Here is a 17,897-nt window from a genome sequence, read left to right as displayed (position 1 = left end):
CCTTGTCGATGGTGATGACTGCACCGAATCAAGGCAGCACGCTCTCTTTCGGCGCTGCGTAGGCGCAGACGAAGTCGGCAGTGCTGGTGTGGCGTCACTGGTGCAGCAATAGCAACAACAGCACCAGGTTGAGCAACAGTGCGGCAAGGGCCACCCCGCGCCATACCTTTAACGGCTCGCGCTCCAGCAGGGGCAGTGGGCGCAGGCTCAAGCTGCGCCGCTCGCCTTGTTCCAGTACCAGCAGCCATTCCTCGGCGGTTTCATAGCGCTGCGCCGGGTTGGCGCTGACCCCGCGTTCCAGGCATTGCTCCAGCCATTCCGGCAGGTCCGGGCGGTAGCGGCCGGGGCTCACCGGTAGGCCGAAGCGTGGTCGCTGGAAGGCTTCGATCTCGCCGTGGGGATAGTGCCCGCTCAGCAGGTAATACAGGCAGACGCCCACGGCATACAGGTCTTGCTGAGGGCTGGGAGGTTCGCCGCTGAAGGCCTCGGGGGCGATGAAACTCGGGGTGCCGGGCAGCAGATGCGCGGGATCTGCCGACAGCCCAGGGCAGTAGGCCAGGCCAAAATCCAGCACTCGCAGTTCGCCATCGTCCCCCAATAGCAGGTTCTCCGGCTTGATATCCCGGTGCAGGATTTGTCGTCGATGCAGCAGGCCGACGGCCCGCAGCAGGTGTTCGGCGAGGGTCTGCCATTGGGCCAGGGGCAGCGGCCCGTTCTGGTGAAACAGCTGCGCCAGGGTCAGGCCGGGGTATTCGCGCATCAGGTAATACAAGTGCTGGCGCGAGGTGCCGCCGTGCACCTGGGGAAAGTGCCGCCCGGCGACCCGGCGCAGCAGCCATTCCTCGGACAGCAGCGCCTGGCAGGCTGGTAGGTCGTCGTGCAAGACCGCGGGCAGGGTTTTCAGCAGCCAGGCCTGTTGTTGCTCGTCACGCACGCGATACAGCAGCGATTGCTGACTGTGGCTGATCAACGCCTCGATCTGCCAGCCCTCGAAGCGCTGCCCGGGCTTCAGGGGCGGTGGCAGGGGCCATCGCTGCAGGTGCAGCAGGGCATCGCCAATGCTGCTTTCTCCCAGTGCGTCGACCCGGACCAGCAGGGCGCTGGCGTTGTCCTGGCTGCCGGCCAGGTGCGCCGCACTGACCAGGGTGTTGACCGCGCTGTCCAGGTCCAGCTGGTCCCGCAGGATGGCGGCAATCGCGGTGTCGCCCAGGGTGGCCCAGACCCCGTCGCTGAGCATCAGGAAGGATTCTCCCTGGCGCAGTTCACCATCGCGAAAATCCACTACCAGATGCTGATCCAGGCCCAGGGCGCGCTTGAGCACATGCTGCATGCCCGGTTGTTCCCAGACGTGATCTTCGCTGATGCGTTGCAACTGCTGTTGATACCAGCGATAGACCCGGCAGTCGCCGACGTGGGCCAGGGTGAAGCGCCGTCCCCGCAGCACCAGGGCGCTGAGGGTGGTGAGCAGGGGCTGGCCGCCGCCGTTGGCCTGGAGCCAGCGGTTCTGGGCGATCAGCAGGCGTTCCAGGGCCTCGGCCACGGCCCAGGTTTCTGGCGTGGCGTAGTAGTCCAGGGCCAGGGCCTGCAAGCTCGAGCGCGCGGCCAGGCCACCATCGGCACACTGGCTGACGCCGTCGGCGATGGCGAACAGCAGGCCTTTGCTCGCCGCCAGGGCTGGCGCCGGCGTCACCCGGCGCAGGGCGTCCTGATTCTCCGGGCGAGGGCCGGTGGCGCTGGCCTGGGCGTGGCTCAGTTGCAGGCCCATGACGGTCTCAGACTCGCGCCGCAGTCACAGCGGCGGAACCCCAGGTGGTTCTCCAGCGACGTTTGACCCCATGCAGGCCGAACCAGGCCAGTACCCCGAGGCTGGCGAACAACCACAGTGCCAGTTGATAGCTGCCGGTACTTTGCTTGATTGCGCCCATGCCCGCTGCCAGGGCAAAACCGCCGATGCCGCCGGCCATGCCGATCAGTCCGGTCATGACCCCGATTTCCCGGCGGAAGCGTTGCGGCACCAGTTGGAACACCGCGCCGTTGCCCGCTCCCAGGCCAAGCATGGTGCAGACGAACAGCGCTAGGGCGGCATAGGAGTTGGGCAGGTTGAAACCCACGGCGGCGATGCAGACCACCGCGACGCTATACATCGCCAGCAAGGTGCGGATGCCGCCGAAACGGTCCGCCAGGGCGCCGCCCAAGGGGCGCATCAGACTGCCGCCGAAGACGCAGGCGGCGGTGTAATAGCCGGCGGTTACCGGGCTCAGGCCGTACTGGTCGTTGAAGTAGCCGGGCAGGGCGCTGGCCAGGCCGATGAAGCCACCGAAGGTGACGCTGTAGAAACACATGAACCACCAGCTGTCGCGGTCGCCAAGGGCCTTGAAGTAGTCGCTCATGGACTTGGCCCTGGGCCGTTCGGGCGCGTTTTTCGCCAGCCAGGCAAACAGCACCAGGGTCAGGATCAGCGGGATCAGGGCAAAGCCGAAGACGTTGCTCCAGCCGAAGGCCGCCGCCAGCATCGGGGCGATCAGCGCAGCGAACACGGTGCCGGAGTTGCCGGCGCCGGCGATACCCATGGCCTTGCCCTGGTGTTGCGACGGATACCATTGCGATGCCAGGGGCAGGGCCACGGCGAAGGAGGCCCCGGCCATGCCGAGAAATACCCCCAGGAGCAGGGCCTGCTCATAGCTGTGGATGCCCATCTGCCAGGCGCCGAACAGGGCCACTAGCACAATCACCTGGCCGATCAGACCGGCGGTTTTGGGTGACAGGCGATCGGCCAGCAGGCCCATGATGAAGCGCAATACCGCGCCGGCGAGGATCGGCGTCGCCACCATCAGCCCGCGTTGCTGGGTGCTCAGGTGCAGGTCCGCGGCGATCTGCACCGCCAGGGGGCCCAGCAGGTACCAGACCATGAAGCTCAGGTCGAAATACAGGAAGGCTGCGAACAGGGTCGGGGTATGGCCGGATTTCCAGAAGCTTGAATTCATCGCGCACCTCAGCTGATAAGAGTCGTTGGAGTCGTCATGAGCTTGCAGGTGGAGCGCCGCCCTGGCCGCGCCACCGGCCCCGTGCAGTGGGGCCAAAACGAAAAGACGTCGGCACCTGGCTCGCTGTGGGTGAGCAGGGTGCGCGACGTCTTTGTCGTAGGTGGGCAACCGCCGTTGGTTACCGGTGCGGATCTGACAGCAAGAGCCGGGCCAACCCTTGTCGACCCCTGCAGCAGGAACTGGCTCAGGACCTGGCTGTGGAACTGGCTGTGGAACTGGTTGTGGAGCTGACTGTGGAACTGGCTGTAGGAGCTGGCTGTAGGAGCTGGCTTGCCAGCGAAGGCGCCCTCAAGACTGGCACAAGGTTCAGAGGCCTATTCGCCGGCAAGCCGGCTCCTACCGGGGGGCGGTCAGCCGAGGAGTTCCTGCATGGCGATGATTTGTTCCGCCACCTGGATCAGCTTTTGCTGTTTGCTCATGGCCTGCCGGCGCATCAGGGTGTAGGCCTGTTCTTCGTTGCAGTCCTTCATTTTCATCAGTAGGCCCTTGGCCAGCTCGATGCGCTTGCGTTCCGCCAGTTGCTGGTCCCGGGCCTGCAGTTGCGCGCGCAGGGCCTGGTCGCTTTCAAAGCGAGCCATGGCCACATCGAGGATCGGTTGCAGGCGCTGGACCTGGATGCCTTCGACTATGTAGGCACTGACCCCGGATTTGATCGCCTGGCGCATCACCAGCGGATCGTGTTCGTCGGTGAACATCACGATGGGGCGCGGTTGGTCGCGGCTCACCAGGACCACTTGTTCCATGACGTCGCGGCTGGGTGACTCGGTATCGATCAGGATCACGTCCGGGCGCACTGTTTCGACGCGGCCCGGCAGGTCGATGGTCAGGCCGGATTCGTCGATGACCTCGAAGCCGGCTTCGCTGAGGGCGGCCTTGAGCCGTCCGACTTTTTTCGCGGTGTCGTTGATCAACAGGATACGCAGCATGTTCGCGGGCTCCGGTCAGCGCTGGGCGACAAGGGGAGGGCTGTCGCTCAGGGCGTGCAGGCGAAAGCTGCGGGCATAGGCGGCCGGTTGCGAGCCGTCCCAGACCTTGCCGTCGATCAACTGGCTGCTGCGCATGTCCTGGCCCCAGGCGGCGACGCCCAGCGCGGAGGCTGCGTCTCGATAGAGTTCAAGCTGTTGCACCTGGCGGGCGACGCCCAAATAGTCTGGATCTTCGCGCAGCAGGCCCCAGCGGCGGAACTGGGTCATGAACCACATGCCGTCGGACAGGTAGGGCAGGTTGACCGCGCCGTGGTCGTGAAAGCGCAAGGCGTGGGGATCCTGCCAGCGATTGCCCAGGCCGTCGGCGTAGTCACCCTGCAGCCGCGGCTCGATGCAGTCCAGCGGGGCATTCAGGTAGTCCGTGGCGCTCAATAGCTGTGCGGTACTGCGGCGGTTTTCCGGGCTTTGCTCGATGAAGCGGCTGGCCTCGAGGATCGCCATCACCAGGGCGCGGGCGGTGTTGGGGTTCTGCTCGACGAAGGCACGGGTACAGCCGAGGACCTTTTCCGGATGGTCGGGCCAGATCGTCTGGCTGGTGGCCAGGGTGAAACCGAGATCCTGTTGCACCGCGCTGGCGCTCCAGGGTTCGCCGACGCAGAAGCCATCGATGCGTCCGGCCTGCAGGTGGGCAACCATCTGTGGCGGCGGCACCACTACGCTGTCGACATCCTGCAACGGGTGGATGCCCTGGCTGGCCAGCCAGTAGTACAACCACATGGCGTGGGTGCCGGTGGGGAAGGTCTGGGCGAAGGTCATTCTTGCCCGGCTTTGGTGCACGTGGCGATCGAGTGCTTCAGGGCTGGTCACCTTCAGCGCTTGCAGTTCCCGGGACAGGTTGATGCTCTGGCCGTTCTGGTTCAGGCCCATGAGCACTACCATGTCGCAGGGGTTGATTCCGCCGATGCCCAGGTGCACGGCATAGATCAGGCCATACAGGCTGTGGGCGGCATCCAGTTCGCCGCTCACCAGTTTGTCCCGCAGATTGGCCCAGGAACTCTGGCGCTTGAGGTTCAGGGTCAGCCCGTAGGGCTGGGCAAACCCCTGGGTGGCGGCGACCACTACCGAGGCGCAATCGGTCAATGCCATGAAGCCCAGGTTGATCACGGATTTTTCCACGGCATCGCTGCCGTTGACCCAGGCCAATGGGTCATGTGGGAGTTCGCTCATGGGGCACCTTGCATGAAAAGGCGTCGTCCCCGCGGCCGGGCAGAGCCTGGACGGGTGACGACGCCGTTGTCCTTTGACCTGGACCGCCATTGGCCGAGGCTTGATGGGGCAAGTGGGTGCAAGGCATATGCCATTGCTGGGGGATTTCACTCTGCGCCTCGCCTGCAAGCCTCGGGCGCGGCTATAATCGGTGCCTTAATTTCGCCGCCAACCGAGTTCACCCCGCCCATGTATACCCTGGCCCGCCAGCTGTTGTTCAAACTCTCCCCGGAAACCTCCCACGATCTGTCCCTGGACCTGATCGGCGCGGGCGGGCGTTTGGGCCTCAACGGTCTGTTGTGCAAGGCACCGGCGCAAATGCCGGTCAAGGTCATGGGCCTGGAGTTTGCAAACCCGGTGGGGCTGGCTGCCGGCCTGGACAAGAACGGTGCGGCCATCGACGGCTTCGCCCAACTGGGATTCGGTTTCGTCGAAATCGGGACCGTCACTCCGCGCCCGCAGCCGGGCAACCCCAAGCCACGGATTTTCCGCCTGCCCCAGGCCGAAGCCATCATCAATCGCATGGGCTTCAACAACCTCGGGGTCGACAATCTGTTGGCACGGGTCGCCGCCGCACAATACAAGGGCGTGCTGGGGATCAATATCGGCAAGAACTTCGACACACCGGTGGAGCGGGCGGTGGATGACTACCTGATCTGCCTGGACAAGGTCTATGCCCATGCCAGCTACGTTACGGTCAACGTCAGTTCGCCCAATACTCCGGGTCTGCGCAGCCTGCAGTTTGGCGAGTCGCTCAAGCAGCTGTTGTCGGCCTTGAGCCAGCGCCAGCAGGAGTTGACGGCGATTCACGGCAAGCGCGTGCCGCTGGCGATCAAGATCGCCCCGGACATGAGCGATGAAGAAACCATGGATGTGGCTAGGGCCTTGCTGGAAACCGGCATGGATGCAGTCATTGCCACCAACACCACCTTGAGTCGTGAAGGTGTCGAAGGTATGGAGCACGGTGCCGAGGCGGGCGGTCTGTCTGGCGCCCCAGTTCGCGAGAAGAGCACCCACACGGTCAAGGTCCTGGCAGCTGAACTGGCCGGGCGTTTGCCGATCATCGCGGTAGGCGGCATCACCGAAGGCAAGCACGCGGCTGAGAAGATCGCTGCAGGCGCCAGCTTGGTGCAGCTGTATTCGGGGTTCATCTACAAAGGCCCGGCATTGATTCGCGAGTCGGTGGATGCCATCGCGGCCATGGGCTGAGAAAATTTGCTGCTGACGGGCTGAAAGCGGGCAATAAAAAAGGGCTCCTTGAAGGAGCCCCTGGGCCGAAGCCCGCCGCCCGGATGGGGCGTGCGTGGTTAAGTCGTCATCTATTCAAGTTTTAGGTGTCGGAGTGTGCCCTGATCAGCCGACAGCGCGAAGTTCGTTGAGTCTGTGGATGCCCGCAGTGCCTGTCATACCGTCCCAGTTGTCGCCGCGTCCTTCTCGCCAGCCGTTGATCCAGGCTTGGCGTACCGACGGTAGAGTAAATGGGCAAAGCTCACGGGATTTGCCATTAACGCCATACTGATATCCGCGTAAAAATGCTTTTTCCAACGGATCACGCTTTAGTCTTCTCATAGGGTGTTTCCCTCACTTGTTGACTGTCTTATGTCCTATCGACCTTCGTTTAGGGTCGGGCAGATTGCTTCTGCCGTTGGTGCTCGCTGCCGGCGTCGCGAGCCTTGATGTTGACACCGTTGCGGCGCCAACCTGTGTTGAGTTCTAACCAATAGGTCACAGCAAGTGAATGATCGTTTTGTCATAAGGACGTAACGTTAATGTTGTCCCGGCCATAAGCCGGGAATGGTTTTGTATCCGCGTTGTCATGCAAAGCCTGCTGTGATCGGCCTCTCACTAGATGATGAGGTTAATGCTTTAGTGAGAATGTCGAGCGGTTGCACTCAACTACTATTCGACGAAGGGTCGACTTATGTCATTTTGTTGCCCTGACTTTTTATCTGCCCTGGCCTCTAAGCTCTTTTGCCCTGCAAGACAGCTTTCCAGCCGGGGTGGGACGGCACAGTTTCGTGCCACACGAGCGCTCTTGAAGAAAAGCGCTTGATTGAAAACCGAGCGGGCGATGCGTTGCCCGTTCATTAATTGCCAAAGGCCCTGGAATTCCCATGTCGGATCGTTACGAACTCTTCCTCACTTGCCCCAAAGGCCTCGAAGGCCTGCTGATCGAGGAAGCCGTCGGGCTTGGCCTTGAGGAAGCCCGCGAGCACACTTCCGCGGTGCGCGGCATGGCCGACATGGAGACGGCTTATCGCTTGTGCCTGTGGTCACGCCTGGCCAACCGGGTGCTGCTGGTGCTCAAGCGCTTCCCGATGAAGGATGCCGAGGATCTCTATCACGGTGTGCTGGACATCGAGTGGCAGGACCACATGCTGGCTGACGGCACCCTGGCAGTGGAATTCAGCGGCCACGGTTCGGGAATCGACAACACGCACTTCGGCGCCCTGAAGGTCAAGGACGCCATCGTCGACAAACTACGTACGCCGTCCGGCGAGCGTCCGTCGGTGGACAAGCTCAACCCGGACCTGCGCATTCACCTGCGCCTGGATCGTGGCGAAGCCATTCTCTCCCTGGACCTCTCCGGCCACAGCCTGCACCAGCGCGGTTATCGCCTGCAGCAAGGCGCTGCGCCGCTGAAGGAAAACCTGGCGGCGGCGATCCTGATCCGCGCGGGCTGGCCGCGAATTGCCGCTGACGGCGGCGCGCTCGCTGACCCGATGTGCGGTGTGGGTACCTTTTTGGTGGAAGCGGCGATGATCGCCGCCGATATCGCGCCGAACCTCAAGCGTGAGCAATGGGGCTTCACTGCCTGGCTCGGTCACGTGCCGGCCCTGTGGCGCAAGCTGCACGACGAAGCGCAGGCCCGCGCTCACGCAGGCCTGGCCAAGCCACCGCTGTGGATTCGCGGCTATGAAGCCGACCCACGCCTGATCCAGCCGGGGCGTAACAACGTCGAACGTGCCGGTTTGAGCGAGTGGATCAAAATCTACCAGGGCGAAGTGGCGACCTTTGAACCGCGCCCGGACCAGAACCAGAAAGGCCTGGTGATCTGCAACCCTCCCTACGGCGAGCGCCTGGGAGACGAGGCCAGCCTCTTGTACCTCTACCAGAACCTTGGCGAGCGCTTGCGCCAGGCCTGCCTGAACTGGGAAGCCGCGGTATTCACCGGTGCCCCGGACCTGGGCAAGCGCATGGGGATCCGCAGCCACAAGCAGTATTCGTTCTGGAACGGTGCGCTGCCGTGCAAGCTGTTGCTGATCAAGGTGCTGCCGGATCAGTTCGTCACCGGTGAGCGCCGCACCCCGGAACAACGCCAGATCGAGCGCGAACAAGCCCAGGCCCAGGCTGAAAGCCAGGCCGACACCGCGCCGCAAGAGCGTCAGTACAACAAGAATGGCAACCCGATCAAACCGGCTCCAGTGCCCGCCCCGGTGGTGGAACAGGCGCGCTTGAGTGAAGGCGGGCAGATGTTTGCCAACCGTCTGCAGAAGAACTTCAAGCAGTTGGGCAAGTGGGCCAAGCGCGAAGGCGTGGAGTGCTATCGGGTCTACGACGCCGACATGCCTGAATACTCCCTGGCCATCGACCTCTACCACGATTGGGTCCACGTCCAGGAATATGCAGCCCCCAAGTCGGTGGATCCTGAGAAGGCCCAGGCGCGCCTGTTTGATGCCCTGGCGGCGATTCCGCAAGCGTTGAACGTCGACAAGAGCCGGGTGGTGATCAAGCGTCGCGAACGCCAGAGCGGCACCAAGCAATACGAGCGCCAGAGCGCCCAAGGCAAGTTCACCGAGGTCACCGAGGGCGGGGTCAAGCTGCTGGTCAACCTGACCGACTACCTGGACACCGGGCTGTTCCTCGATCACCGGCCGATGCGCATGCGTATCCAGAAAGAGGCTGCCGGCAAGCGTTTCCTCAACTTGTACTGCTACACCGCTACCGCCAGTGTGCACGCGGCCAAGGGCGGAGCTCGCAGCACCACCAGCGTCGACCTGTCGAAGACCTACCTGGACTGGGCACGGCGCAACTTCTCCCTCAACGGTTTTTCCGACAAGAACCGTCTGGAGCAGGGTGACGTGATGGCTTGGCTGGAAACCTGCCGTGACGAGTTCGAGCTGATTTTCATCGATCCGCCGACCTTCTCCAACTCCAAGCGCATGGAAGGGGTGTTCGACGTGCAACGTGACCAGGTGCAGTTGCTCGACCTGGCCATGGCGCGCCTGGCGCCGGGTGGCGTGCTGTACTTCTCCAACAACTTCCGCAAGTTCCAGCTGGATGAAAATCTTGCCACGCGCTATCAGGTCGAGGAGATCACGGCGAAAACCATCGACCCGGATTTTGCCCGTAACAGCAAAATTCACCGCGCCTGGAAAATCACCGCCCGCTAATCATCGGATCAGCTCCCGAAGCCCGATTTTTTAAGGCTTCGGCGGCTGTTTAGCACTGGTCAAATTAGTGGCTAATAGCTATAACTCTCACCAAGTCCAGATGACACCCAAACTCGTTGGCGTGATGAGTTCTGCTTATGCCGTTGCAAGTGGTACGCCCGAAAATCCTGGGTTTCATAAGTGAAGAGGTCTCTGCCTGGCTGGTAGCCTTACTGGTATTGCTTGCGGGCGGCATTCTGACCGGGCTGTTGGCCTGGTCCACTTTCAATGTGAACCAGCAGCAACTGCGACAGCGTTTCCAGTTGCTCGCTGGCGAACGCTACAGTCGCATCGAAGAACGTTTTCAGGACCAGGAGCAACGCCTGGATGGCCTGCGGCGTTTCTTTGTCAATTCCGATCTGGTGTCGCGCCAGGACTTCGATGGCTACGCCAAACCCCTGCTACGTCGCACCCAAGCCTATGCCTGGGCGCCGCTGGTCAGTCTTGCCCAGCGCCCGGCGTTCGAGCAGTCGGTGCGGGACCAGGGACTGTCGGGATTCTCCATCCGCCAGTTGGCCTCCAGTGGCCAGATGGAGCCGGCCGGCGTGCGTGAAGAGTATGTGCCGGTCCTGTACAGCCAGACCCAGAGCTTGCTAGGTTCGCCTTTGGGGTATGACCTGCTGGCTCAACCCCAGCGCCGCATTACCCTGGAGCGAGCCCGTGAACTCGACGGGCTGGCGGTTTCTCCTCCGGTGCATCTGGTGGCGGTCGATCCGGCGTATGCCCGTGGCGTGGTGTTGGCCGCTCCGGTTCGGCGCTCTGCAAGCAATGCCGCTGCCCGGCCAGAAGGCTATGTGCTGGCGGTGATCAGCTTGCGACAACTGGTGGCAGATGGCTTGCCGGTGCCGGCCAGAGACAATCTGTCGGTGCGGATTCTCGACCTCTCCAGCGAGGGGCAGCATGAGGTGCTCTATGAGTCGAACAATCCGCCGATCAGCAGCCCACTGATCGCCAGCCGACTGTTGCGCCTGGCGGATCGCGACTATCAGGTGGACATCCGTCCCAGCGCTGCATTCGTGCATGCCAACCATTCTTCCCTGAGCAGCTTGGTGGTCCTCGGCGGCTTGCTCAGCGTGCTGCTCAGTGCCTTGCTCTATGTATTGGTGAGCCAGCGGCAACGGGCCCTGGCCCTGGTGGAACAGCAAACTGAAGAGTTGCGCAGTCGCGAGCATGAGCTGCGCGGTACCCACAGTCAGTTGCGTAGCGTGCTGAATGCCGCCACCCAGGTGGCGATCATCGCCACGGACCTGCGTGGGGTCATCAGCACCTTCAATGCCGGGGCCGAGCAGATGCTCGGCTACAGCAGCAGCGAGGCAGTGGGGCACCTGACCCTGGAAAGCCTGCATCTGCCCAGCGAGCTCGAGCCTTGGGCCCATAGCCTCAGTCAGCGGTATGGCAAGCCGATCCCGATGTCCCAGGCGATGTTGGTGGAGGCGGGCATGGCCGGCGGCCACGAAGCCCGGGAATGGACCCTGGTGCGCCAGGACGGCAGCCACTTGCAAGTGAACATGCTGGCGACCCCGGTACTGGATGATCAGGGCTTGTGGATCGGCCACCTGGCCATTTGCATCGACATCACCGAGCGCAAGCGCGTACACGAGGCCCTGGCAGCCCGGGATCGCCTGCTGAAAAGACTCAGTGCCCATGTCCCGGGGGGGATCTACCAGTTCAAGCTGGATGCCGAAGGGCATGCGAGTTTCACTTATGCCAGCGACGGTATTCGCGAGATCTACGAGATCGAGCCGCAGCAATTGCAGGAGAATGCCGCGCCGGCGTTCGAGCGCATTCATCCTGAGGATGTGCGGCGGGTGCGAGCGTCGATCCAGGCCTCGGCGGAGCAACTCAGTCCCTGGCGCGAAGAGTTCCGGGTCTGCCTGCCCCAGCGTGGTCTGCGCTGGATGCGGGGTGCAGCGACGCCGGAGCGACTGCCGGGCGGCGGGGTGTTATGGCACGGCTATATCTCGGACATCTCCGATCTCAAGCGGGTCGAGGAAGAACTGCGGGCGCTGTCGGTCACGGACTCGCTGACCGGGATTCACAACCGGCGCTATTTCCAGGAGCAACTGCAAAGCGAAATGCAGCGCCTGGAACGTGGTGGCGGCAAGATGGCAGTGATCATGCTGGATATCGATCATTTCAAGCGGGTCAACGATCTGCACGGGCATGGCGTGGGCGATCAGGTATTGAAGGGGCTGTGCGAGCGTACCGCTCGGCGCCTGCGGCGTACCGATGTGTTCTGTCGCCTGGGCGGGGAGGAGTTCATGGTCCTGTGCCCGGACACTGATGGTCAGCAAGCGCTGATCCTGGCCGAGGAGCTGTGGCAAGGCTTGCGTAGTTCACCGATTGAACCGGTGGGCATCGTCACCGCCAGTTTCGGTATTGCCAGTTGGCGTGAAGGCGAGGGCGCGGATGGTTTGTTGTTGCGGGCCGACTCCGGGGTCTATGCCGCCAAGCAGGCCGGGCGCGACCGGGTGCAAGCGGAGTTGCCTTGATTGCCGAGGGCGGTGAGTGGTCCTCGCCGCCCTCGATGCAGGCCTTTACAACACCGAGGCGCTGGTGGCCAGCTTGGGCTGGCGATAGAGGTCCAGCAGCACCTGGTCCAGCACCGATGAGGCGCCGAACGGACGTGGATCGTTGAGAATCGCCACCACCGCCCAGGTGTTGCCGTTGTCATCGCGGCTGTAGCCGGCAATGGCGCGGACGGTGTTCAGGGTACCGGTCTTGATATGGGCTTCACCCGACATGGCGGTGCGCTTCAAGCGCTTGCGCATGGTGCCGTCCATGCCGGCAATCGGCATCGAACTGATGAACTCCGCGGCGTAGGGGCTTTTCCACGCAGCTTGCAGCAAGCCCGCCATTTCCCGAGCGCTGACCCGTTCGGCACGGGACAGGCCGGAACCGTTCTCCATCACCAGGTGCGGTGAAGTGATGCCTTTTTTCGCCAGCCACTGACGCACCACGCGCTGGGCGGCTTTGGCGTCGTCGCCATCGGCGTCGTTGCGGTACTTCGCTCCCAGGCTCAGGAACAGCTGCTGGGCCATGGTGTTGTTACTGTATTTGTTGATGTCGCGGATGATTTCCGCCAGGTCCGGGGAGAATGCGCGGGCCAGTACCTTGGCGTCCTTGGGTACCACTGCCAGGCGGTCCTGGCCCTGGATGCTGCCACCCAGCTCGCTCCAGATCGCCCGCACGGCGCCGGCGGTGTAGGTGGCATGGTCCAGCAGCGACAGGTAGGTCTGGGAACTGCAGCCATCACCCAGTTGACCGCCGACGGTGACAATCACACTGCCATCGGCCTGGGTCACCGGGTTGTAGCGGACATCGCCGGTGCATTGCTTGGTGTTGACGGCCTTGATCTGATTGTCGATGCGAATCTTGGCAATCGGCGGCTCCACTGACACCAGCACCCGGCCGGAATCGTTGCGAGCGACAAAGCGCAGGGCCTTGAGGTTGACCATCAGTGAGTCGGGCTTGACCAGGAACGGCTTGTTCTCGTCGTTGCCGTCATCATTGAACTCCGGCAACTGGGGTTGCACGAAGAAGTTGCGGTCCAGCACCAGGTCACCGGTGACTTGCTGCACACCGTTGGCCCGCAGGTCGCGCATCAGCAGCCAGAGCTTCTCCATGTTCAGCTTGGGATCGCCGCCGCCCTTGAGGTAGAGGTTGCCATTGAGGATGCCGCCGCTGAGGGTGCCGTCGGTGTAGAACTCGGTCTTCCACTGGTGGGTCGGACCAAGCATTTCCAGGGCGGCGTAGGTGGTCACCAGCTTCATGGTGGAGGCTGGGTTGACCGACACGTCGGCGTTGAAGATGGTCGGGGTGCCTGGGCCGTTCAGGGGAATCATCACCAGCGACAGGGCATTGTCCGGGAGTTTGCTGGCTTTGAGGGCTTGTTGAACCTTGGGGGTCAGGGTGGTGTTGACCGGGGCCGCGGAGGCCTGGAATGCCAGGGGGAGGAAAACACTGGCAAGCAGTAGAGGACGCAACGATTTGATCATATGAAATGGAACCCTGCAGTCGAGGGGAAAAAAGGCGAGGGCATGCAGATAAAATCCCTCAGTGGTCATGAAAGTGTCGGCATTATGCCCCAAGGTATAGCGGCTTGTGCCGTGCCACGGGCCGCAGGAGCGGTATTTTTTTTACCAATGGCACTCCGGCATCCTCATAGAGTCAGGCAATCGCCCGCCTAAACTGGTAAAGTGCCGCCCGTTATTACTTATGAGGATTGTTCCATGGCCACTAACCGTTCCCGCCGTCTGCGCAAAAAACTCTGCGTAGATGAATTTCAGGAGCTGGGTTTTGAGCTGAACCTGGATTTCAAAGAAGATCTGGCTGACGAAGCTATTGACGCTTTCCTCGACGCATTCCTCAAAGAAGCGATGGAAGCCAACGGCCTGGGCTATGTAGGTGGCGATGACTTCGGTTTGGTTTGCCTGAGCAAGCGCGGCTGCGTTAGCGAAGAGCAACGTGCCGCTGTTGAAGCCTGGCTCAAGGCTCGCACCGAGCTGACCAGCGTTGAAGTCAGCCCGCTGCTGGACGTGTGGTACCCGGACAACGCGATCAACCCAGTCGCGTAATGTCATGCATGGGCGGCCCGTCCGGGCCGCTCATGCGTTGTTGCCTCAGGGCAACCTGTCGAATTTTCCCTTCTGGTTTTTTGCATCTGCCGCGGGCTGGTCCCGGGTTTTGTCGTGGGCGGCATTTCGCCGGCAAGCCGGCTTCTACAGTGGGTGGGCGCAAAAGCAGGCTTGCCAGCGAAGCGCTTCAGGCACTGCGCCAATTCAGGATCATCAAGGTCACCACCCCGGCGACAATTCCCCAGAATGCCGAGCCGATGGAAAATAGCGTCAGCCCCGATGCCGTCACCATGAAGGTGATCAGTGCGGCTTCCCGTTCCTTCACTTCGCTCATGGCGATGCTCAAGCCATTGATGATCGAGCCAAACAGCGCCAGAGCCGCGATGGACAGCACCAGTTCCTTGGGCAGCGCGGCGAACAGCGCGGCCAGGGTGGCACCGAAGACCCCGGCGATGCCGTAGAAAATCCCGCACCAGACTGCCGCGGTATAACGCTTGCTGTGATCTTCGTGGGCGTGAGGGCCGGTACAGATTGCTGCGCTGATGGCCGCGAGGTTGATGCCGTGCGAGCCAAAGGGTGCCAGCAGCAGTGAGGCCAGGCCCGTGGCGGTGATCAGCGGCGAGGCCGGAACGTTGTAGCCGTCGGCGCGCAGCACGGCGATTCCGGGCATGTTCTGCGAGGTCATGGCCACCACGAACAGCGGGATGCCAATGCTGATGGTGGCTGCCAGGGAGAAGTGCGGCGTGGTCCAGACCGGGGTTGCCACTTCCAGGTGAAAGCCGCTGAAGTCCAACAAGCCCATCAGCCCGGAAAGGGCGGTGCCGGTCAACAGCGCCGCCAGCACCGCATAACGCGGCGACAGGCGCTTGACCACCAGGTAGGTGAAGAACATGCCCAGTACCAGGCCGGTGCGGTGTTGAGCGGCCACGAAAATCTCACTGCCGATCTTGAACAGAATCCCTGCCAGCAAGGCCGCTGCCAGGGAGGCCGGGATTTTTTTCATCAAGCGCTCGAAGCTGCCGGTGAGCCCGCAGACCGTGACCAATACCGCGCAGGTGATATAGGCGCCAATGGCTTCGCCGTAGGTCACTCCGGACAGGCTGGTAATCAGCAGGGCGGCGCCGGGTGTCGACCAGGCGATAGTGATGGGGGTGCGATAGCGCAGGGACAGCCCGATGCTGCACACCGCCATGCCGATGGAGATGGCCCAGATCCAGGAGGAAATTTGACCGCTGGTCAGGCCGGCGGCTTGTCCAGCCTGGAACATCAGCACCAGGGAACTGGTATAGCCGGTCATCATGGCGATGAAGCCGGCAACGATGGCTGAGGGCGAAGTGTCGGCCAGGGGGCGTAACTGCGCGGGGGTGGCATCGGACATTACTGCTATTCCTTGTTCTTGAAAGGCGCAACCAGGCATATCCAGCCCGCACTGAGCGAAGCATGCTTCGATCGGTGGGCCGGAAATGGGGTTCAGGGTCCAAGCCTAAACTTAAAAGCAACTTTGCATTGCAATACAGCCGCGACTACAAATAGCCGTACAGTCGCTGAATAAGTGGCGGGGCAGTAACAGTTTTTACTAATGATCCCCATGGGTTGTGTACAATGTGTCCCTGTTTTAACGCGATACTTGCCAGCGACCCATCGTGACGTATTAAAGTCACGCGAAATCGCCGCAGTCCTTCCGACCCGAGTGCCCATGAACGAACAGTTGCAACCTCTCAAGAAACAACCGCGAGCAGGCAAAGCCGGTCGCAGCGGAACCCAGGACGATATTGTCTACGCGCATATCTTCGAGGCCATCCTCGAACAGCGCCTGGCGCCCGGCACCAAGTTGAGTGAAGAGGCGCTGGGAGAAATATTTGGAGTCAGTCGGACCATCATCCGTCGTGCCTTGTCGCGTCTGGCCCACGAAGGCGTGGTCCTGTTGCGCCCCAACCGTGGTGCGGTGGTAGCCAGTCCGAGTGTCGAGGAAGCCCGTCAGGTGTTTCTCGCCCGGCGCCTGGTGGAACGGGCCATTACCGAACTGGCGGTGCAGCACGCTACCGCCGAGCAGTTGCTGGAACTGCGGCAGATGGTCAACGAGGAACGCGACAGCTTTTCCCGAGGTGACCGGGGTGCGGGTATCCGCTTGTCCGGCGAGTTCCACCTGAAGTTGGCGGAGGCGGCGAAGAATGCACCACTGATCAGTTTCCAGCGCAGCCTGGTGTCCCAGACTTCGTTGATCATTGCCCAGTATGAAAGTGGCAACCGCTCTCACTGTTCCTACGACGAGCACACCCAGTTGATCGATGCCATCGAAGCGCGAGATGGCGAGTTGGCAGTGAACCTGATGATGCATCACATGGATCACATCGACAGCAAGCTCAACCTTGACGAGGAAAGCGCTTCGGACGATCTGCATGCGGTGTTCTCGCACCTGCTGCAGACCAAGAAGCCGGGGCGGCCGACCGCCAAGCTCTGAGGCCGCAGACTTGAAGAAATCCCTCGCTACGTGCGCTGCACGGAGCGGGGGATTTTTGTTTGGGGAAGGCGATTGAGTCTGGACCTGATCGATTGTTGCGGTTTTTATTTCAAGTTGTATACAGTGCCCGCTTCGAGGCGCGTGGCGGAAGAACAGCCCGCCAAGGCCCGCCTCTCGCCCTGCGAAAGGAGCCCGCGGCATGAGCGGCAGAACGCTACGTATTCATTCCTCCGCGATTCACTACTTCGACATGGTGCGGCGCTGTCACTCGATCCGCGAGGCCGCCCGGCGCCTGAATGTCGCCTCCTCGGCGGTGAACCGGCAGATTCTCAAGATCGAGGATGAAATCGGGGCGCCGCTGTTCGAACGCCTGCCCGGAGGGTTGCGCTTGACCCTGGCCGGAGAAATTCTCAGTCGTCACGTCAACCTGGTGTTGCAGGACCTGGAGCGGGTGCGCCTGGAGTTCGATGCGTTGCGGGGGCTGAAAAGCGGGCACGTGGAGATCGCCACTGTAGAGGGCGCCACGGTGGACCTGCTGCCCTCGGTGCTCAAGCGCATGCGCGATCACTACCCGCAGGTGACCATCGGCGTCACGGTGCAAGGTTCGCAATCGATTCCTCTGGCCTTGATCAACAGTCGTGCGGACCTGGGCCTGGCCTTCGCCTTGCCCAGGGCTGCGGAAATACGTCAATTGAGCGTCGGCCATTTTCGCCTCGGCGCGCTGGTCAGCCCCGATCACCCGCTGGCCGAGCGGGGCAGCGTCAACTTTGCCACCTGTGCCGAGCACGGGCTGATCCTGGCCAAGAGCGATCTGTCGATCCACCACCTGTTGGCGCCGTTGCACAAGCGCCTGGGCCTGCTGGACAAGCCGCCACTGCAGAGCAATTCCATGGAGCTGGCGCGGCAGATGGCCCGGCACAACATGGGCGTGGCGTTTCAGACTCGGGTCGGGGTCGAGTCGGACCTGAGCAAGGGCGAGTTGCTGCATATCCCGCTGAGCGACCAGGGCGGCATCTACAGTGACCTGGGGCTCTATGCCCGCAGCGGGCGCGACTTGCCCAGCGCCGTGGAGGCGCTGGCGCATCTGCTCAGTGAAGAGATTGCCATACGCGAACGGGCCGAGCGCGCCTTCGGCCAGCCAGTGCTCTGAGTCCATGGCTGTGGGCGGCTGTTGCCATTTTGGCAGCGCG

At 62.4% G+C, this 17,897-nt stretch carries 13 protein-coding genes; 6 read left to right on the top strand and 7 right to left on the bottom strand.

Annotation, left to right across the window (positions count from 1 at the left end):
* Nucleotides 1-94 precede the first annotated feature (94 nt).
* The 4 genes from GV819_RS02775 to GV819_RS02760 form a co-directional block, all read right to left on the bottom strand.
* A complete protein-coding gene (locus tag GV819_RS02775) occupies nt 95-1,765 on the bottom strand; it encodes a bifunctional protein-serine/threonine kinase/phosphatase (RefSeq protein WP_161753277.1) in 1,671 nt (556 codons plus the stop codon).
* A 7-nt stretch (nt 1,766-1,772) separates the two neighbouring features.
* Nucleotides 1,773-2,984 carry a nitrate/nitrite transporter gene (locus GV819_RS02770; RefSeq protein ID WP_161753275.1) on the bottom strand — a complete coding sequence of 404 codons (1,212 nt, stop codon included), beginning with the start codon at nt 2,982-2,984 and terminating at the stop codon, nt 1,773-1,775.
* A 410-nt stretch (nt 2,985-3,394) separates the two neighbouring features.
* On the bottom strand, nt 3,395-3,970 hold the full coding sequence (locus tag GV819_RS02765) for an ANTAR domain-containing response regulator (RefSeq protein ID WP_161753273.1): 576 nt from the start codon (nt 3,968-3,970) through the stop codon (nt 3,395-3,397).
* Nucleotides 3,971-3,985: 15 nt separating this feature from the next.
* On the bottom strand, nt 3,986-5,197 hold the full coding sequence (locus GV819_RS02760; RefSeq protein WP_161753271.1) for a CmpA/NrtA family ABC transporter substrate-binding protein: 1,212 nt from the start codon (nt 5,195-5,197) through the stop codon (nt 3,986-3,988).
* Between the two features lie 228 nt (nt 5,198-5,425).
* Here GV819_RS02760 and GV819_RS02755 point away from each other — a divergent pair, with 228 nt between their 5' ends.
* Nucleotides 5,426-6,445, top strand: coding sequence for a quinone-dependent dihydroorotate dehydrogenase (locus GV819_RS02755; protein ID WP_161753269.1), 1,020 nt, complete (start codon nt 5,426-5,428; stop codon nt 6,443-6,445).
* A 144-nt stretch (nt 6,446-6,589) separates the two neighbouring features.
* Here GV819_RS02755 and rmf read toward each other — a convergent pair whose 3' ends face one another.
* Entirely contained in the window at nt 6,590-6,805 is a 216-nt protein-coding gene (gene rmf / locus GV819_RS02750; protein WP_015634760.1) for a ribosome modulation factor, read from the bottom strand.
* Between the two features lie 545 nt (nt 6,806-7,350).
* Here rmf and rlmKL point away from each other — a divergent pair.
* Together rlmKL and GV819_RS02740 are read left to right on the top strand one after the other, a co-directional pair.
* Nucleotides 7,351-9,630: a bifunctional 23S rRNA (guanine(2069)-N(7))-methyltransferase RlmK/23S rRNA (guanine(2445)-N(2))-methyltransferase RlmL gene (rlmKL, locus tag GV819_RS02745; protein ID WP_161753267.1), complete on the top strand. Its 2,280-nt coding sequence runs from the start codon at nt 7,351-7,353 to the stop codon at nt 9,628-9,630.
* Between the two features lie 137 nt (nt 9,631-9,767).
* Nucleotides 9,768-12,161 carry a sensor domain-containing diguanylate cyclase gene (locus GV819_RS02740; RefSeq protein ID WP_161753265.1) on the top strand — a complete coding sequence of 798 codons (2,394 nt, stop codon included), beginning with the start codon at nt 9,768-9,770 and terminating at the stop codon, nt 12,159-12,161.
* 45 nt (nt 12,162-12,206) lie between these two features.
* On the opposite strand, the gene dacB is transcribed toward GV819_RS02740, so the two are convergent.
* Nucleotides 12,207-13,667 (bottom strand): D-alanyl-D-alanine carboxypeptidase/D-alanyl-D-alanine endopeptidase, encoded by a 1,461-nt coding sequence (gene dacB / locus GV819_RS02735; protein WP_161753263.1) that lies wholly within the window; start codon nt 13,665-13,667, stop codon nt 12,207-12,209.
* A gap of 234 nt (nt 13,668-13,901) precedes the next feature.
* Between dacB and GV819_RS02730 the strand changes: the two genes are divergently transcribed.
* Complete coding sequence (locus GV819_RS02730; protein ID WP_161753261.1) at nt 13,902-14,246, top strand: YggL family protein; 345 nt, start codon at nt 13,902-13,904, stop codon at nt 14,244-14,246.
* Between the two features lie 187 nt (nt 14,247-14,433).
* Here GV819_RS02730 and GV819_RS02725 read toward each other — a convergent pair whose 3' ends face one another.
* Nucleotides 14,434-15,624 (bottom strand): benzoate/H(+) symporter BenE family transporter, encoded by a 1,191-nt coding sequence (locus GV819_RS02725; protein ID WP_161753259.1) that lies wholly within the window; start codon nt 15,622-15,624, stop codon nt 14,434-14,436.
* A 318-nt stretch (nt 15,625-15,942) separates the two neighbouring features.
* Between GV819_RS02725 and GV819_RS02720 the strand changes: the two genes are divergently transcribed.
* Nucleotides 15,943-16,707 (top strand): GntR family transcriptional regulator, encoded by a 765-nt coding sequence (locus tag GV819_RS02720; protein WP_025128787.1) that lies wholly within the window; start codon nt 15,943-15,945, stop codon nt 16,705-16,707.
* Nucleotides 16,708-16,906: 199 nt separating this feature from the next.
* The gene (locus GV819_RS02715; RefSeq protein ID WP_161753258.1) at nt 16,907-17,857 is read left to right on the top strand and encodes a LysR family transcriptional regulator; all 951 of its coding nucleotides are present in this window, start codon (nt 16,907-16,909) and stop codon (nt 17,855-17,857) included.
* The last annotated feature ends 40 nt before the right edge of the window (nt 17,858-17,897 follow it).

It is taken from the genome of Pseudomonas sp. Fl5BN2, assembly GCF_009908205.1.
Lineage (GTDB): Bacteria > Pseudomonadota > Gammaproteobacteria > Pseudomonadales > Pseudomonadaceae > Aquipseudomonas.
The sequence above is the reverse complement of the archived record's forward strand: the minus strand, read 5'-3'. Positions and strand labels throughout refer to the sequence as shown.

What these genes read in the sequence shown, in the direction of transcription:
- GV819_RS02775 (WP_161753277.1), bottom strand. Translation starts at nt 1,765, where the DNA reads ATGGGCCTGCAACTGAGCCACGCCCAGGCCAGCGCCACCGGCCCTCGC.
- GV819_RS02770 (WP_161753275.1), bottom strand. Translation starts at nt 2,984, where the DNA reads ATGAATTCAAGCTTCTGGAAATCCGGCCATACCCCGACCCTGTTCGCA.
- GV819_RS02765 (WP_161753273.1), bottom strand. Translation starts at nt 3,970, where the DNA reads ATGCTGCGTATCCTGTTGATCAACGACACCGCGAAAAAAGTCGGACGG.
- GV819_RS02760 (WP_161753271.1), bottom strand. Translation starts at nt 5,197, where the DNA reads ATGAGCGAACTCCCACATGACCCATTGGCCTGGGTCAACGGCAGCGAT.
- GV819_RS02755 (WP_161753269.1), top strand. Translation starts at nt 5,426, where the DNA reads ATGTATACCCTGGCCCGCCAGCTGTTGTTCAAACTCTCCCCGGAAACC.
- rmf (WP_015634760.1), bottom strand. Translation starts at nt 6,805, where the DNA reads ATGAGAAGACTAAAGCGTGATCCGTTGGAAAAAGCATTTTTACGCGGA.
- rlmKL (WP_161753267.1), top strand. Translation starts at nt 7,351, where the DNA reads ATGTCGGATCGTTACGAACTCTTCCTCACTTGCCCCAAAGGCCTCGAA.
- GV819_RS02740 (WP_161753265.1), top strand. Translation starts at nt 9,768, where the DNA reads ATGCCGTTGCAAGTGGTACGCCCGAAAATCCTGGGTTTCATAAGTGAA.
- dacB (WP_161753263.1), bottom strand. Translation starts at nt 13,667, where the DNA reads ATGATCAAATCGTTGCGTCCTCTACTGCTTGCCAGTGTTTTCCTCCCC.
- GV819_RS02730 (WP_161753261.1), top strand. Translation starts at nt 13,902, where the DNA reads ATGGCCACTAACCGTTCCCGCCGTCTGCGCAAAAAACTCTGCGTAGAT.
- GV819_RS02725 (WP_161753259.1), bottom strand. Translation starts at nt 15,624, where the DNA reads ATGTCCGATGCCACCCCCGCGCAGTTACGCCCCCTGGCCGACACTTCG.
- GV819_RS02720 (WP_025128787.1), top strand. Translation starts at nt 15,943, where the DNA reads ATGAACGAACAGTTGCAACCTCTCAAGAAACAACCGCGAGCAGGCAAA.
- GV819_RS02715 (WP_161753258.1), top strand. Translation starts at nt 16,907, where the DNA reads ATGAGCGGCAGAACGCTACGTATTCATTCCTCCGCGATTCACTACTTC.